Raw genomic sequence first — 15758 nt, 5'->3', positions numbered from 1 at the left:
GGAAAGCACATGTTAAGCATTAAAGATTTACAGGTCAGTGTGGAAGATAAAGCGATCCTGCGCGGCCTGAGCCTTGAGGTCCGCCCGGGCGAAGTGCATGCGATTATGGGCCCTAACGGGTCGGGCAAAAGTACGCTGTCAGCCACCCTTGCCGGGCGCGAAGATTACGAAGTGGTCGGCGGTTCGGTCGACTTTAAGGGCAAAGATCTGCTGGAGCTGTCACCGGAAGAGAGAGCCGGGGAGGGCATTTTTATGGCCTTCCAGTACCCGGTAGAGATCCCAGGCGTCAGCAACCAGTTCTTCCTGCAGACCGCCCTGAATGCCGTGCGCAAATACCGCAGCGAAGAGGAGCTGGATCGCTTTGATTTCCAGGATCTGATGGAAGAGAAGATCCAGCTGCTGAAGATGCCGGAAGATCTGCTCACCCGCTCGGTCAACGTCGGTTTTTCCGGCGGGGAGAAGAAGCGCAACGACATTCTGCAGATGGCGGTGCTGGAGCCGGAGCTGTGCATCCTCGATGAAACCGACTCCGGGCTCGATATCGACGCCCTGAAAATCGTCGCCGACGGCGTTAACGCCCTGCGCGACGGCAAGCGGTCGTTTATCATCGTCACCCACTATCAGCGCATCCTTGATTACATCAAACCCGATTATGTGCATGTGCTCTATCAGGGGCGGATTGTGAAATCGGGTGATTTTACGCTGGTCAAACAGCTGGAGGAGCAGGGCTATGGCTGGCTTAGCGAACAGCAGTAACGCGCTGCAGCAGTGGCACCGCCTGTTTGAGGCACAGGGCGGAACCCGCTCTGAACAGGCCCAGCAGCACCTGCAGCAGATGCTGCGCCTCGGGTTGCCGACGCGTAAGCACGAAAACTGGAAATATACCCCGCTGGAAGGGTTGCTTAACGGCGAGTTTGTTTCCCGACCCGCCAGGGTGGCAGCGAGCGATCGGGATGCCCTGGCGCTTACTCTCGACGCCACGCGGCTGGTCTTTGTTGACGGACGCTTTAGTCCGGAACTGAGCGACAGCACCGACGGCAGCGGGTTTGAGGTGACCATTAACGACGAGCGGCAAAGCCTGGCGGCACCGGTTCAGCCGGAGCTGTTCCTGCATCTGACCGAAAGTCTGGCCCAGAGCGTGACGCATATCAGCGTGAAACGTAACGCCCGTCCTGAAAAGCCGCTGCTGCTGATGCACATCACCCAGGGACTTGAAGGCGAAGAGATCAACACTGCTCACTATCGTCACCATCTGGAACTGGCGCAGGGTGCAGAAGCAACCATCATTGAGCATTACGTAAGTCTCAATGAGATGCACCATTTCACCGGCTCGCGCCTGACCATGAACGTGGCGGCTAACGCCCGGCTGCACCATATCAAGCTGGCGTTCGAGAACGCGGCGAGCCACCACTTCGCCCATAACGACCTGTTGATGGCCGCCGATGCGACGGCATTCAGCCACAGCTTCCTGCTGGGGGGCGCAGTACTGCGCCATAACACCAGCACTCAGCTTAACGGCGAAAATACGACCCTGCGCATCAACAGCCTGGCGATGCCGGTGAAATCTGAAGTGTGCGACACCCGTACCTGGCTTGAGCACAACAAGGGCTACTGCAACAGCCGCCAGCTGCATAAAACCATCGTCAGCGATAAGGGGCGGGCCGTCTTCAACGGGCTGATCAACGTGGCGCAGCACGCCATCAAAACCGACGGCCAGATGACCAACAACAATCTGCTGATGGGGCGACTGGCGGAGGTGGACACCAAACCGCAGCTGGAAATTTACGCCGATGATGTGAAGTGCAGCCACGGCGCCACCGTGGGGCGGATCGACGATGAGCAGATGTTCTATCTGCGCTCCCGCGGGATCGATAAGCAGGCGGCCGAGAAGATGATTATCTACGCCTTTGCTGCTGAGCTGACCGAAGCCCTCGACGATGAAACGTTAAGACAGCAGGTGCTGGCGCGTATCGGCCAGCGTCTGCCTGGAGGTGTGGCATGATTTTCCCTGTAGAGAAAGTGCGGGCGGATTTTCCTGTCCTGACCCGTGAAGTAAACGGTCTGCCGCTTGCCTATCTCGACAGCGCCGCCAGCGCGCAAAAGCCCACGCAGGTGATCGAGGCCGAGGCGGAGTTTTACCGGCATGGTTACGCGGCGGTGCACCGGGGGATCCACACCCTCAGCGCCGAGGCGACGCAGCGGATGGAGAATGTCCGTACCCGCGCGGCAACATTTTTAAACGCCCGCTCGCCGGAGGAGCTGGTCTTTGTGCGCGGTACCACCGAAGGGATCAACCTGGTGGCGAACAGCTGGGGCAGCGCCGAAGTGCACGCGGGCGATAACATCATCATCAGTCAGATGGAGCACCACGCCAATATCGTGCCCTGGCAGATGCTGTGCGAGCGCGTCGGGGCGGAACTGCGGGTAATCCCGCTTAACGAGGATGGCACGTTACAGCTTGAACAGCTGGATACCTTGCTGGATGAACGCACCCGGCTGGTGGCCATTACTCAGATCTCCAACGTGCTGGGTACCGAAAATCCGGTGGCGGAGATTATCGCCAAAGCCCACCAGGTGGGGGCGAAAGTGCTGATTGATGGCGCCCAGGCGGTGATGCACCATACGGTGGATGTCCAGGCGCTGGACTGCGACTTCTATGTCTTTTCCGGCCATAAGCTCTACGGGCCTACCGGTATCGGCTTGCTGTACGTCAAAGATGAGATTTTACAGGCGATGCCGCCGTGGGAAGGGGGCGGGTCGATGATCGCCACCGTCAGCCTGAGCGGAGGCACAACCTACGCCCGGGCGCCGTGGCGCTTTGAGGCGGGCACGCCTAACACCGGCGGCATTATCGGGCTGGGCGCGGCGATGGAGTATGTGTCAGGCATCGGCCTTGATGCTATCGCCGAATATGAACAGATGCTGATGCGCTACGCTCTGGCGGAACTTGCCAGCGTGCCGGATCTCACGCTGTATGGCCCGGCGGACCGTCAGGGTGTTATTGCCTTTAACCTTGGCAAACACCACGCCTATGACGTGGGCAGTTTTCTCGATAACTACGGGGTGGCGGTGCGAACCGGACACCACTGCGCTATGCCGCTGATGGCGTTTTATCAGGTACCGGCGATGTGCCGCGCATCGCTGGTGATGTACAACACACTGGAAGAGGTCGACAGACTGGTGGCCGGGCTGAAGCGTATCCACCAGCTGCTGGGCTAAAAAGAGGGCAAGAGATGGCTGCATTGCCAGACAGAGATAAATTGCTGCGTAATTTTACGCGTTGCGCAAACTGGGAAGAGAAGTACCTCTACATCATTGAGCTGGGGCAGCGTCTGCCTGCCCTCAGCGAAAGCGACCACGTCCCGGAAAATAGTATTCAGGGGTGTCAGAGCCAGGTGTGGATAATAATGCACCAGAATGAAGCCGGGGTGATTGAATTAGCGGGCGACAGTGATGCGGCAATAGTCAAAGGCCTTATTGCCGTCGTGTTTATTTTATATCAGCAGATGTCCGCCCAGGATATTGTCGCTTTTGACGTCCGCCCGTGGTTTGAAAAAATGGCCCTCACCCAGCATTTAACCCCCTCCCGGTCCCAGGGGCTTGAGGCGATGATCCGCGCAATCCGCTCCAAAGCCGCCAACATTAGCTAAACTATCAGGACAGCCCTCATTCTGCTCCGCGAGACGGCTCCCGCCTCGCGGATTTTTCAGCTTTCTGACGTTCTGTCAGTGAATAAGGAATCTCAGTATGAAGCGCGCGTCTTTATTAACTCTCATTCTTTTAGGTTCGCTCAGCGCGCTTAATAGCGCCCGGGCGGTGGATTATCCTTTGCCAGCGGCGGGTAGCCGGTTAATCGGGCAAAATCAGACCTATGTTGTTCAGGAAGGTGATAATAACCTGCAGGCCATTGCGCGCCGATTTAATACCGCTGCGCATTTAATACTCGAAGCCAATAATACTATCGCCCCGGTCTATCCGGCGCCGGGAACGGTGATCACCATTCCGTCGCAAATGTTGCTGCCGGATACCCCCCGGGAAGGGATTGTGGTGAATCTGGCGGAGCTGCGGCTCTACTTCTATCCCCCGGGTGAAAATAGCGTGCAGGTCTATCCGCTGGGCATTGGACAGCTGGGGCTGGACACGCCGGTGACCACCACCCGCATCAGCCAGAAGATCCCGAATCCGACCTGGACGCCAACTGCGGGCATCAGAGCGCGCTCGCTGGCCCAGGGCATCAAACTGCCGCCGGTAGTACCCGCAGGGCCAAATAACCCGTTAGGACGCTTTGCGCTGCGTCTGGGCGTGGGTAACGGTGAATACCTGATCCATGGCACCAGCGCGCCCGACAGCGTGGGGCTGCGCGTCAGTTCCGGTTGTATGCGTATGAATGCGCCGGATATCAAAGCGCTCTTCGCCCAGACCTCTGTCGGCACGCGGGTGCAGATCATCAATGAGCCGGTGAAGTTCTCGGTTGAGCCGGACGGTAAGCGCTACGTTGAAGTGCATCGTCCGCTGGCGACGATGGAAGGGGAGAATCCGCAAACGCTGGCGATTGCCCACTCCAGTGCGCTTGCATCCTTTATGTCGCAGAGCGGCAGCGATAAGACGTTAGTGAACAAAGCGTTGTCGCGTCGGGCGGGTATCCCGGTAGAGGTCTCGACAGGTGCCGGGGCGAATGTGAACAGTAGTGGGCTTTCAGCGAAGAACACGCTTTCGTCGGTGGGGCATGAACAGGCGATTCAGTAAAGCGAAATGCGGGGCAAAAAAAAATGGCGCACAATGTGCGCCATTTTATTAACACAGGTACTATTACTTACGGTATTTAGTAGCCTGGTTGTCCAGACGCTGGTTAGCGCGAGCTGCGTCGTCTTTAGCAGCCTGAACGTCGGAACGCATTGCGTTCACGTCGTTGCTCAGCTGGTCAACTTTAGCGTTCAGAGTCTGAACGTCAGAAGACAGCTGATCGATTTTAGCGTTGCTGGAGCAACCTGCCAGCAGAGTAGAACCCAGGATTACCGCGCCCAGTACCAGTTTAGTACGATTCATTATTAATACCCTCTAGATTGAGTTAATCTCCATGTAGCGTTACAAGTATTACACAAAGTTTTTTAGGTTGAGAATATTTTTTTGATGGGAATATGCCTATTTTTGATCGTTCGCTCAAAGAAGCACCTGTTTTGACTATTTCATGAAAAATATTGTGTTAAAACAGACAATTTTCATCGGATTCATCTTAGAAAACGACCCCGTTAAATAGAAAAACCCGATTTGCTTTTTTAATAACTTTGGCTGATAGCGGAAATAAAAAAAGCGCCCCGAAGGACGCTTTTTATACAAACTAATTCGAACGAAATTATTACAGCACGTGAACAGATGCGGTATTAGTGGTGCCGCTTGGAACCAGTGCACCAGAAACCATCACCACAACGTCGCCTTTCTGCGCCAGGCCACGTTCAACCAGCTGCAGGGCCACTTCTTTACCCAGGCGGTAGAAATCGTCAGTAGAGGCGATCTCTTTTACCAGGTGTGGAACCACGCCTTTGCTCAGCACCAGCTGACGCGCAGTGGTTTCGTTGGTGGTCAATGCCAGAATGGTCGCGTCCGGGAAGTATTTACGCACTGCGCGAGCTGATTTACCGCCCTGGGTGGCGACGACAATCAGCGGTGCTTCCAGTTTCTCGGCGGTTTCTACCGCGCCACGGCACACGGCTTCGGTGATGCGCAGTTTACGGCTGTCGTTGTTGTAATCCAGACGGCTCTTCATCACGCGGTCGGTACGCTCACAGATGGTCGCCATGATGGAGACCGCTTCCAGCGGGTACTTACCTTTAGCCGATTCGCCAGAGAGCATTACCGCATCGGTACCGTCGAGGATGGCGTTCGCCACGTCGCCGGCTTCTGCGCGGGTAGGGCGTGGGTTTTTGATCATGGAGTCCAGCATCTGCGTTGCGGTGATAACCACTTTACGCGCGCGAACACACTTCTCGATCATCATCTTCTGCGCGAAGATCACCTCTTCAACCGGGATCTCAACGCCCAGGTCGCCACGCGCAACCATGATGCCGTCAGAGGCTTCGAGGATTTCGTCGAAGTTGTTCAGGCCTTCCTGGTTTTCGATTTTGGAGATGATCTGGATGTTTTCGCCGCCGTGGGCTTTCAGGTGCTCACGGATTTCAACAACGTCAGAACGCTTACGGATAAAGGAAGCTGCTACGAAGTCAACGCCTTGCTCGCAACCGAAGATCAGGTCCTGTTTGTCTTTCTCAGCCAGGGCTGGCAGCGCGATGGAAACGCCTGGCAGGTTAACGCCTTTGTTTTCGCCCAGGTCGCCGTTGTTCAGCACTTTACAGATAACTTTGTTACCTTCGATAGCGGTGACTTCCATACCGATCAGGCCGTCGTCCACCAGAACGGTGTTACCGACGGACAGGTCGCTGGTGAAGCCTTCATAGGTCACAGCAACGATTTCACTGTTGCCGACAACAGACTTGTCTGTAGTGAAGGTGAAAGTCTGTCCCGCTTTCAGCGAAACGTCGTTGCCGCCTTCCAGTTTAATGGTACGAATTTCTGGACCTTTGGTATCCAGCAGGATTGCTGCTTTTTTACCGGTCTTGCTCATCACGTTGCGCAGGTTCTGGATGCGCTGGCCGTGTTCAGCATAGTCACCGTGAGAGAAGTTCAGACGCATCACGTTCATGCCGGCGTCCAGCATTTTGGTCAGCATCTCTTCAGATTCGGTTTTCGGGCCGATGGTGCAAACAATTTTCGTCTTTTTCATGACAGTCTTAGTCTTTAAGTTGGGAAGGATATGGAAATCTCGCTCCGGGGGCGCAGAGCCCTGGAGTCAAACCTGTGTTGCGAAATTTTTTATGGCACGCAGTAAGGATAGGTGACATCAATTGAGCGTGCAGAAGAATGTGTGCCTGTGTTTCAGCCCAGGGAGAGAGGTTAAGTTGTATGCGTTGTTTTTTGTAGTCCAAGCGCTGAAACCATTCATCAGAAGACAGGCGCGCATTATACGCTGAAAGATGCGCAAAAGGAAAATGAAAACAGCGTTTCAAAAATTATATATGCAGTTTTACAAAGGGTTGTTATCAATGCGTTAAGGTTGACCGCGTAGATGTTGCGCTCGCGAAAAACCTTCAGGCAAATGCCCCATTTTTATGGCGTTTCGCTATGGCGACTTTTTAGCTATCGATTGCAGAAAATTAGCAAAGGCCTTCTCCCCAGGTGTCACGCCTCTTATCACTCAAAGTTATAAGATATTCCTTTTCATTCATTCAAAAGCTAATAACGGCTGTTTACTATCGTTTGGACATCCATACTGCTAAACCGCCACAGGCGAACGGATTACCCGAAGAATGATTGTACTCAGGAATATTTCAAAGATTTTTGACAACGGAAAAGTGGCGCTGACAGCCGTTGATAACGTGAACCTGACGATAGAGCAGGGGCAAATTTATGGAATTATTGGCTACAGCGGCGCGGGTAAAAGTACCTTAATCCGCCTGCTCAATGGCCTGGAAAAGCCGACCACCGGCAGCGTGACGATTAACGGACACGACATCTCCGCGGCGAAAGGTGAAACCCTGCGCCAGGCGCGGCTGAAGATCAGTATGGTGTTTCAGCACTTCAATCTGCTGTGGTCGCGCACCGTGAGCGAGAACATCGCCTTTTCAATGCAGATTGCCGGGGTGCCTAAAGCCAAAATCAAAGCCCGCGTGGCAGAACTGGTTGAGCTGGTGGGGCTGAAAGGCCGCGAACAGGCTTATCCGTCCCAGCTTAGCGGTGGGCAAAAGCAGCGCGTGGGCATTGCCCGCGCGCTGGCCAACAACCCGGACGTGCTGCTCTGCGACGAGGCCACGTCGGCGCTGGATCCCCAGACCACCGATCAGATCCTCGATCTGCTCCTCGACATCAACCGTCGTTTTAAGCTCACCATTGTACTCATCACCCATGAGATGCACGTGGTGCGCAAAATCTGTGACCGTGTGGCGGTGATGGAAAACGGCAAAGTGGTGGAAGAGGGCGACGTGCTGCAGGTCTTTACCCATCCTCAGCAGCCGATTACGCAACAGTTTGTGCGTCAGGTCAGCCAGTACGCCGAAGACGAAACCTTTAACAGCGAGCTGGCAAACGAACTGGAAGGCACCGTTATTAAGCTGACCTTTACCGGCCACAGCACCCACAAACCGGTCGTCGGGGAACTGACGTTGCGCTACGGCCTGCCGTTTAACATCCTGCACGGCAAAATGACACAAACCGCCCACGGCGTCTTCGGCCAGCTCTGGCTGCACGTGGTGGCAACAGATGAACAACTGAACAATATCCTCGCCGATTTGCAGCACAGTGATATTGAAGGCGAGGTAATTAAACATGGCTGAGAATCTCTTCCCGCACCTGAAATGGGACCAGCTCTGGGCCGCCACCCTGGAGACGCTGTATATGACCGCGCTCTCCGGCGTTGCGACTTTTGTGCTCGGGCTTGTCCTCGGTCTGGCGCTCTTTTTAACCGCACGCGGTGGCATGTTCCATAACCGCACGGTCTACAGCGTCATTTCGATTGTGGTGAACGTCTTCCGCTCCATCCCGTTCATCATTCTGATTGTGCTGCTGATCCCCTTCACCAAAACCGTGGTGGGGACCATCCTCGGGGCCAACGCCGCACTGCCTGCGTTGATCGTCGGTGCCGCGCCGTTCTACGCCCGTCTGGTGGAGATCGCCCTGCGTGAAGTGGACAAAGGGGTGATCGAGGCGACGCGCTCAATGGGTGCCCGTCTGAGCACCTTAATTTTTCGGGTTTTACTGCCGGAATCCTCACCAGCCCTGGTCTCAGGGATCACGGTGACGCTGATTGCCCTGGTGAGCTACAGCGCCATGGCGGGGGTGATTGGTGCCGGTGGTCTGGGAAATCTGGCTTATCTGGAGGGATTCCAGCGCAACCATGGTGACGTCACGCTGGTGGCAACGGTGACCATTTTGATCATCGTTTTCATTATCCAGTTCTGCGGCGACATCATTACTTCCATTCTTGATAAAAGATAAACACAACAATACACAGGAACCATCATCATGAAAAAGACACTGACGTTGATCGCCGCAGCAACCCTGAGCGCCCTGAGCTTTGCCTCCTGGGCTGATACCCTGACCGTGGGAGCCTCCAACACCCCGCACGCCGAAATTCTGGAGCAGGCGAAGCCGATTCTGGCGAAACAGGGTATCGATCTGGAGATCAAACCGTTCCAGGACTACATCCTGCCGAACACCGCGCTGGCGGGTCGTGACATCGACGCCAACTACTTCCAGCACATTCCATACCTGAACAGCGTGCTGAAAGATCACGCCGGGGATAAAGAGTACGATTTCGTCAGCGCCGGGGCGATCCACATCGAGCCAATCGGTATCTACTCCAAAAAATACAAGTCGCTGAAAGATCTGCCGGAAGGCGGCAAAATCATCATGCGTGATGCGGTCTCTGAAGAGGGACGTATCCTCTCTATCTTCGAGAAAGAGGGCGTGATCAAGCTGAAGCCGGGCATCGACAAAGTGACCGCGCGCATCAGCGACATCGTTGAGAACCCGAAAAAGCTGCAGTTCACCCCGAACGTAGAAGCCTCCCTGCTGCCGCAGATGTATAACAATGACGAGGGCGCGGCGGTTGTCATCAATGCCAACTACGCCATTGACGCCGGTCTGGACCCGGTTCACGACCCGATTGCGGTGGAGAGCGGTGAAAACAACCCGTACGCCAACATCATCACCGTTCACCGTGGCGATGAGAAGAAGAAAGACATCGTGGCGCTGGTGGACGTGCTGCACTCTAAAGAGATCCAGGACTGGATCCGAACCAAGTATAAAGGCGCGGTGATCCCGGTTAACAACTGATTTATCCGTTTGATTTCAAAGCCCGGCGAGTCTCTCGTCGGGCTTTTTTGTATAACGGCGATGAATCTATTAAGCTGGCCTTTTAAGGCAACGGAGTGAAAGTCATGGGCAATGTAACCAAAGACGAAGCGCTGTATCAGGAGATGTGTCGCGTGGTAGGCAAAGTCGTTCTTGAGATGCGCGATTTGGGGCAGGAGCCGAAGCATATCGTCATCGCCGGGGTACTACGCACCGCACTGGCAAACCAGCGGGTGAAACGCAGCGAATTAACCACCCAGGCGATGGAAACCGTCGTTAAAGCGCTGGCCGGTTAAGCCGCCAGCGTTTCGCCAGCTGTTCAACGCCACAGCACAGCAGGTAATAGACCACGCCAGTAAAAATAAAAATAGCCGCCGGGTAGATCTGCACCCGGTTGTTCACCTGGCCTGCCACGGTGGTCAGCTCCGGCACGTTGACAATAAAGGCCAGTGAGGTGTCCTTCAGCAGGCTGATAAAAATCCCCATTAGCGAAGGCAGGGTGTTGCGCAACGCCTGCGGCAGCAAGAGTAACCCCAGCGTTTGCAGCGCGCCAAACCCCTGGGCCTGAGCGGCTTCATATTGTCCCCCAGGCAACGCATTCAGCCCGGCCAGCACGGAGTGCATCACGGCGGCGGCGGTAAACCACGCCAGTGCGAGAGTAACGGTCAGCGCCCCCGGCAGATCGCCTCCGGTGATGAGGGGTAACAGATACCACAGCCAGAAAATGACAAAAATCAGCGGGATGCCGCGGATAATCTCAGCCCACAGGAACAGGGCTTTGCGCAGGCCACCCGGGAAACGCCACGCCAGCCCCGCCAGCGCTATTCCAGCCGGAAACGCCAGCGCCGCGGCACCCAAAGCCATCAGTAGCGTCAACAGCACGCCGCCCGGCTCTCCGGTCGCAGTCCGTCCCCAGAGCAGATAATCCAGGTTATCGGTAATGACAGTAAGTCCGGCTAACATCTCTCTTCACTCCGGGGGGTGATGGCGGCTTTACGGCGCCGTTCGGTTGAAGGTCCCAGTCTGGTCAGCAACACCCCCATCGCCACGCCGGTGAGCAGGTACAGTACCGTGCCGATGCTGAAAGCCTCCAGCGCGTGGGCGTTATAGCTCTCTGTCTGCCGCACCTGGTAGGTGAGCTCCGCAAAGCCGATGCCGCTTGCCAGCGAAGAGAGTTTCATCAGATTGAGGTACTGACCCACCACCGGCTGCCAGGCGTTCGCCAGCCCCTGCGGCAGCAGGATATACCGCAGCAGCGGCCAGGGGGAAAAGCCCTGCGCCAGGGCGGCTTCCCGCTGCCCGGCGGAAACGGCGCGTAGCCCGGCGGTGATCTCCTCTGTCAAAAAGGCCGAGGTAAAGACCCCCAGTCCCCAGGCGGAGCAGAGAAACTCTGGCGTAAACCACCAGACCGGACCCGGCAGCACCGCCCAGGCATGATCGTCCATCACAAAGGTGCGAAACCCCTGCGGCAGCCCGTTCCAGGCGGCGAAATACCAGAACAGCAGCTGCACCAGAAGGGGCGTATTGCGAAACAGCGATACCCACAGGGCGACGATATGCGCGCCGATGCGCCCCCCGGCGAGACGCAATCCCAGAGAGGCGAGAGTAATAAGGCTGGCGACCACCATCCCTGCCAGCGTCACCCACAGGGTGGTGAGAAAACCGGACAAGATCCACTGCAAGGGCTGGCCGGTCAGCACCCCTTCCCAGTCGAGGTTGGGCATCACACCCCTCCCGGATGCAGCGGGTTAAGCACCTTCTGCAGAAAACGCTGGGTGCGCGGATGGGCAGGATGCTGAAAGAACTGTTCCGGCGGAGCCACCTCCAGAATGTGCCCGCCATCGATGAACACCACCCGGTCGGCAATCTCCCGGGCAAACTGCATCTCATGGGTGACCACAATCATGGTGATCCCGCTGTGGGCAAGGGCTTTCATCACCAGCAGCACTTCGCCAATCATCTCCGGATCGAGGGCCGAGGTGGGCTCGTCAAAGAGGATGATCTGCGGCGAGGAGGCCAGGGCCCGGGCGATCGCCACCCGCTGCTGCTGCCCACCGGATAACGCCTCCGGATAGTGATCGGCTTTATCCGCCATCCCCACCTGCGCCAGCAATCTATCGGCGCGGGTGTCGGCCTCTGCCGAATGCCAGCCATGAACGTGCCTCAGCGCCAGGGCGATGTTTTGTCGGGCCGTCAGATGGCTGTAGAGATTAAACTGCTGGAAGACAAAACCGACCCGGCTGCGTAGCTGGCGCAACGCCTGGCGGGGGAGCTGGCGCGTAGATTTCCCGTCAATCAGGATGTCGCCGGAGGTGAGATCTTCCAGCTGGTTGATCAGGCGAATCAGCGTCGATTTACCGGAACCCGACGGGCCGAGAATAGCGACCACCTCACCGGGCGTCACGCTGAGGTTGATGCCTTTCAGCACCGGGCGGTCGCCGTAACGTTTCACCACCTCGCAAAAGGTGACGCTGGCCTGTTGCAGATGTGAAAAATCCGCGGCACGGGCCGCGGAGCGAGAGAATAAACCTGACAGCATATTACTGGGCTTCTATTTTAAAGGCGCGAGGCTGCGGGGAGGGCGTCTGTGGACCAAACCAGGCATCGTAGATTTTTGCCGCGTCGCCTGTATTCTCCAGCTTCACCAGCTCATCGTTCACCACCTTTAACAGCGCGGTTTCGCCTTTTTTCACCCCGACGCCAATCTCTTCTTTACTTAGCAGATCCGGGAGGATCTTAAAGTTGGCTTTATCCGGCGCCTGGGCCAGCAGACCCGCCAGAATGGTGCTGTCCTGGGTGATCGCCTGCACGTTGCCGTTGCGCAACGCCGTCAGCGCCAGCGGAATATCGTCATAAGAGAGCACGCGGGACTGCGGGAAACGCTGATGCAGCGCCTGCTCCCCGGTGGTGCCTTTTACCGCCCCGATACGCGCCTTGCTGTAGGCCTCCAGTTTATCCGCGCCCTTGGCCGGAACCAGGAACTGCTGCCCGGTCACGAAATAGGGGGTCGAAAAGTCGATCACCTGCGCCCGTTCCGGGGTGATGGTGATATCCGCCACAATCAGATCCGCTTTCCCGGACTGTAGCAGCGGGATGCGGTTTGCCGGGTTAGTGGCGACCAGCTCCAGTTTTACCCCGAGTGATTTTGCCAGCGCTTTAGCGAAGTCGACGTCATAGCCGACGATCTCATGGCTTTTTGCATCCACCGATCCAAACGGCGGATTGGCATCAAACGTTGCGACTTTCACCACACCCGCCGCCTTAATATCCGCCAGCTGGTCTGCCTGCGCCTGGGTGGAAACCATCCCGACAGCGGCCAGTAAAGCCAGTGCCAGCGTCCGTTTTGTGTGTATTGCCATAGGTTCCTCTGCTTCTGTTTTTATTTTGTCCTCATACGCTCCCATACCCGGCGCAGGTAGCCAAATGCCAATATTATCTTTGCTTAACGAAAAAAATCATTAGTGAACAGCGCGTTACTCAGCGGTTAAAGCAGCGTTGCTTTTGCGCCTGGCGCAAATCCTCTGCCGGAATCGGCATTTCCATCGCCGACGGATTGCTGTTGTACTGCTTTCAGGTTGAGCACATGAGGAACAGGGCAATGGACAAACTGATGAGTACGTTACGGCGGTTTTTTACCGCACGATCGGAAGAGAACAGCGCGCAGCGTATTATTGAATCCATTCTGCCTGTCGCCAGCCTCTACGGTGTGGATATCGCCAATATTGACCCGGAGTGGTTCCATGACCAAACGCCACGCTGAACACCGTCTGGTGCGGGAAACATACTGGAATGAGGTGTGCATTCTTCACCGCACCCTCTGCCATTCTGGACGCTAACATCCAAAAATCGCCGCAAGTTTTGTCCACGGCTTAGCTTCCTGCTAAGGTCTCTGGCGTCCTTTTCCTGCGCCAGTTAAATGAATGAACAGCAAAAACTATCTACAACGAGGGCTCCTGATTTGGCTCACGCTCTGCCTGCTCAGCAGCGTGCTGCTGTATGCCGAACAGATCCGCCGTCAGTACTGGGCACTCGACCGGGAATTTGCCACGGCGTTTACGGAGATCGGCGCGGTTCTCACCCAGAATGAGTCAGTGCTGCCGCTGTTGAATGGCGATGAAGATCTGACGGCGCTGCGTAAAACATTCCCGCAAATACTCGACCTGCAAACCACCTCTGGTCGCGCACTCGACGCCGCCCGGGTTGAACCGGTGACGGGCACGCAGTACTGGCTCTACAACCCCTGGCGACAGATCCGGGTGCTGATTGACCCTTCGCCGGTCCTTAACGCCTGGCCCCGCTTTTCCCGCCTCACCCTGAATCTCTCCGGTGAGGTGCAGCCACCGGCAACAGAGGCTTTCTGGCACTGGCAGCGACAGTTTTCTCAGCATACCCAGCCGTTTATTCTGCTGGCCGAGGCCCAACCGGCGTGGCTGAGCGTGGCGCTGCTGCCGTTTGTCCTGCTGTTTGTGGGCTGGGCTATTGTGGTCGCGGCGGGTGGCGTGATCCTCTGGCAGCGTAAGCAGCGCCAGAACGCCGACCAGCGCGCCTGGTACTATCAACATGCCCGGCTCAATACCCTGGGGGAGATCACCGCGGGTATCGTGCATGAGATCAACCAGCCTCTCACGGCGGTGCAGACCTGGATCCAAGGGGCGCAGCGCCAGGTGCGCCAGGATAACCCTGCGGCGGTTGCTCAGGCGCTGGGCTCGGCGCTGGTGCAAACCCAGCGCATTAGCGCGCTGCTGACCCGCTTTCGTGAGCACGTGACCCAGGAGGCTGTCACCTTAGAAGCAGTAGATCTGGCCGAGTGCTGGCGGCATGTCAGTAACCTGCTGGAGCATGAGCGCACCGCCAGTCCTGTTCGTCTTACCCATGATTTCGCCGCCGATGCCCGCACGCTCTGCGCCGGCCGGCTGTGGCTGGAGCAGGTGCTGCATAACCTGCTCAGCAACGCTATTCAGGCCCAGCAGGAGCGCGCCGCGGGATGGGTGCATATCCGCAGCCATCGCGAAGGCGAACGCATCCATATAGCGATCACTGACGGTGGCCCGGGCTTTACCCCGGAAGCGCTCCACAACGCCTTTATGCCCTTTTATAGCGGGCGAGAGGGCGGCACGGGGCTGGGAATGACCTTAACGGAGTCGTTGGTCACCCGGATGAATGGCACGCTGGCTCTGGATAATGCCCCGGAGGGCGGGGCCAGGATCAGATTGCAGTTTGCTCACCACGGAGGTCAGGTAAATGGATAACGTCATCTGGTTGATTGATGATGATGCGTCAGTCAGAGAGTCGCTGGTTTTTCTTTTCACCGGTATGAACTGGCATGTGGAGCCTTATGACAGTATTGCCGCGTTTACCGCGGCTCAGAGTGGGGAAAAATCCCTGACCGGCTGTCTGCTACTGGACATGCGCATGCCGGGAAAAGGTGGGCTCGCCTGGCTGGAGGAGGGCGACTGGCCGTGGCCGCTGCTGCCGGTGATCCTCATGACCGGTCATGGCACCATTGATGCCTGCCGCCGCGCGTTTCACAACGGCGTGTTTGAATTTTTCACCAAGCCGCTGGATGCCGACAGGCTGATCGAATCCATTACCGCCGCCCTCACCGAGAGCCAGCGGCGCCTGGGCGTCTGGCAGGAGGCCACGCGGGTCCGAGCGCGGTTTGAACAGCTCACCACCCGGGAGCATGAGGTGCTGCAGGCGCTCATGGAAGGCAGCAGTAATAAAGCGGTCGCCGCCCGGCTGAATCTCTCCCCAAGGACAGTGGAAGCGCACCGGGCGGCGGTGTTCGCCAAGCTGGGCGTCTCAAGTCTGGTGCAGGCCATCCGGGAATATGACAAATTACAATCCGTATAACT

Annotated in this window: 19 protein-coding genes; 12 read left to right on the top strand and 7 right to left on the bottom strand. The window is 56.8% G+C overall.

From position 1 onward, the window contains the following. Positions 1-9 precede the first annotated feature (9 nt). The 5 genes from sufC (at position 10) to ldtE (ending at position 4746) form a co-directional block, all read left to right on the top strand. Complete coding sequence (gene sufC, locus ACT3IC_RS22175; RefSeq protein WP_039029104.1) at positions 10-756, top strand: Fe-S cluster assembly ATPase SufC; 747 nt, start codon at positions 10-12, stop codon at positions 754-756. Next, entirely contained in the window at positions 731-2002 is a 1272-nt protein-coding gene (sufD, locus tag ACT3IC_RS22170) for a Fe-S cluster assembly protein SufD (RefSeq protein WP_103791328.1), read from the top strand. The genes sufC and sufD overlap by 26 nt, the downstream gene beginning before the upstream one ends. Next, positions 1999-3219, top strand: a complete 1221-nt coding sequence (gene sufS / locus ACT3IC_RS22165; RefSeq protein WP_473479417.1) for a cysteine desulfurase SufS — start codon at positions 1999-2001, stop codon at positions 3217-3219. The genes sufD and sufS overlap by 4 nt, the downstream gene beginning before the upstream one ends. A gap of 14 nt (positions 3220-3233) precedes the next feature. Further along, complete coding sequence (gene sufE, locus ACT3IC_RS22160; protein WP_103179326.1) at positions 3234-3650, top strand: cysteine desulfuration protein SufE; 417 nt, start codon at positions 3234-3236, stop codon at positions 3648-3650. Between the two features lie 97 nt (positions 3651-3747). Then, positions 3748-4746: a L,D-transpeptidase LdtE gene (ldtE, locus tag ACT3IC_RS22155; protein ID WP_103179327.1), complete on the top strand. Its 999-nt coding sequence runs from the start codon at positions 3748-3750 to the stop codon at positions 4744-4746. 63 nt (positions 4747-4809) lie between these two features. Here the strand turns inward: ldtE and lpp are convergent, their stop codons facing one another. The 3 genes from lpp to ynhH form a co-directional block, all read right to left on the bottom strand. Beyond that, on the bottom strand, positions 4810-5046 hold the full coding sequence (lpp, locus tag ACT3IC_RS22150; RefSeq protein WP_001082307.1) for a murein lipoprotein Lpp: 237 nt from the start codon (positions 5044-5046) through the stop codon (positions 4810-4812). A 310-nt stretch (positions 5047-5356) separates the two neighbouring features. Then, positions 5357-6778: a pyruvate kinase PykF gene (gene pykF / locus ACT3IC_RS22145; RefSeq protein WP_103179328.1), complete on the bottom strand. Its 1422-nt coding sequence runs from the start codon at positions 6776-6778 to the stop codon at positions 5357-5359. Between the two features lie 7 nt (positions 6779-6785). After that, positions 6786-6980, bottom strand: a complete 195-nt coding sequence (gene ynhH / locus ACT3IC_RS22140) for a protein YnhH (RefSeq protein WP_418936632.1) — start codon at positions 6978-6980, stop codon at positions 6786-6788. 381 nt (positions 6981-7361) lie between these two features. Between ynhH and ACT3IC_RS22135 the strand changes: the two genes are divergently transcribed. The 4 genes from ACT3IC_RS22135 (at position 7362) to fumD (ending at position 10199) form a co-directional block, all read left to right on the top strand. Further along, positions 7362-8384: a methionine ABC transporter ATP-binding protein gene (locus tag ACT3IC_RS22135; protein WP_103179329.1), complete on the top strand. Its 1023-nt coding sequence runs from the start codon at positions 7362-7364 to the stop codon at positions 8382-8384. Further along, positions 8377-9045 carry a methionine ABC transporter permease gene (locus ACT3IC_RS22130; protein WP_103179330.1) on the top strand — a complete coding sequence of 223 codons (669 nt, stop codon included), beginning with the start codon at positions 8377-8379 and terminating at the stop codon, positions 9043-9045. The genes ACT3IC_RS22135 and ACT3IC_RS22130 overlap by 8 nt, the downstream gene beginning before the upstream one ends. 27 nt (positions 9046-9072) lie before the next feature. Then, the gene (locus ACT3IC_RS22125) at positions 9073-9885 is read left to right on the top strand and encodes a MetQ/NlpA family ABC transporter substrate-binding protein (protein WP_039029111.1); all 813 of its coding nucleotides are present in this window, start codon (positions 9073-9075) and stop codon (positions 9883-9885) included. Positions 9886-9989: 104 nt separating this feature from the next. Beyond that, positions 9990-10199 carry a fumarate hydratase FumD gene (gene fumD / locus ACT3IC_RS22120; RefSeq protein ID WP_014831602.1) on the top strand — a complete coding sequence of 70 codons (210 nt, stop codon included), beginning with the start codon at positions 9990-9992 and terminating at the stop codon, positions 10197-10199. Here fumD and ACT3IC_RS22115 read toward each other — a convergent pair. From ACT3IC_RS22115 to ACT3IC_RS22100, 4 genes are read right to left on the bottom strand one after another with little or no spacing between them, the layout of a single operon-like run. Continuing rightward, positions 10180-10866, bottom strand: a complete 687-nt coding sequence (locus tag ACT3IC_RS22115) for an ABC transporter permease subunit (protein WP_103179331.1) — start codon at positions 10864-10866, stop codon at positions 10180-10182. The genes fumD and ACT3IC_RS22115 overlap by 20 nt on opposite strands. Beyond that, on the bottom strand, positions 10860-11630 hold the full coding sequence (locus tag ACT3IC_RS22110; protein ID WP_420193507.1) for an amino acid ABC transporter permease: 771 nt from the start codon (positions 11628-11630) through the stop codon (positions 10860-10862). Before ACT3IC_RS22110 ends, ACT3IC_RS22115 begins: the two co-directional genes overlap by 7 nt. After that, positions 11627-12442: an amino acid ABC transporter ATP-binding protein gene (locus ACT3IC_RS22105; RefSeq protein WP_156654369.1), complete on the bottom strand. Its 816-nt coding sequence runs from the start codon at positions 12440-12442 to the stop codon at positions 11627-11629. Before ACT3IC_RS22105 ends, ACT3IC_RS22110 begins: the two co-directional genes overlap by 4 nt. Position 12443: 1 nt before the next feature. Further along, positions 12444-13262, bottom strand: coding sequence for an ABC transporter substrate-binding protein (locus tag ACT3IC_RS22100; RefSeq protein ID WP_103179334.1), 819 nt, complete (start codon positions 13260-13262; stop codon positions 12444-12446). Positions 13263-13501: 239 nt separating this feature from the next. On the opposite strand from ACT3IC_RS22100, the gene ACT3IC_RS22095 reads away from it, so the two are divergent. From ACT3IC_RS22095 to ACT3IC_RS22085, 3 genes are all read left to right on the top strand, one after another. Next, positions 13502-13663 carry a hypothetical protein gene (locus tag ACT3IC_RS22095; RefSeq protein WP_168192014.1) on the top strand — a complete coding sequence of 54 codons (162 nt, stop codon included), beginning with the start codon at positions 13502-13504 and terminating at the stop codon, positions 13661-13663. A 160-nt stretch (positions 13664-13823) separates the two neighbouring features. Continuing rightward, the gene (locus tag ACT3IC_RS22090) at positions 13824-15152 is read left to right on the top strand and encodes a sensor histidine kinase (RefSeq protein WP_473479401.1); all 1329 of its coding nucleotides are present in this window, start codon (positions 13824-13826) and stop codon (positions 15150-15152) included. Then, complete coding sequence (locus ACT3IC_RS22085; protein ID WP_473479399.1) at positions 15145-15756, top strand: response regulator transcription factor; 612 nt, start codon at positions 15145-15147, stop codon at positions 15754-15756. The genes ACT3IC_RS22090 and ACT3IC_RS22085 overlap by 8 nt, the downstream gene beginning before the upstream one ends. The last annotated feature ends 2 nt before the right edge of the window (positions 15757-15758 follow it).

It is taken from the genome of Leclercia sp. GHBNCSD, assembly GCF_055805075.1.
This window is presented reverse-complemented; position numbering and strand designations above follow the sequence as displayed.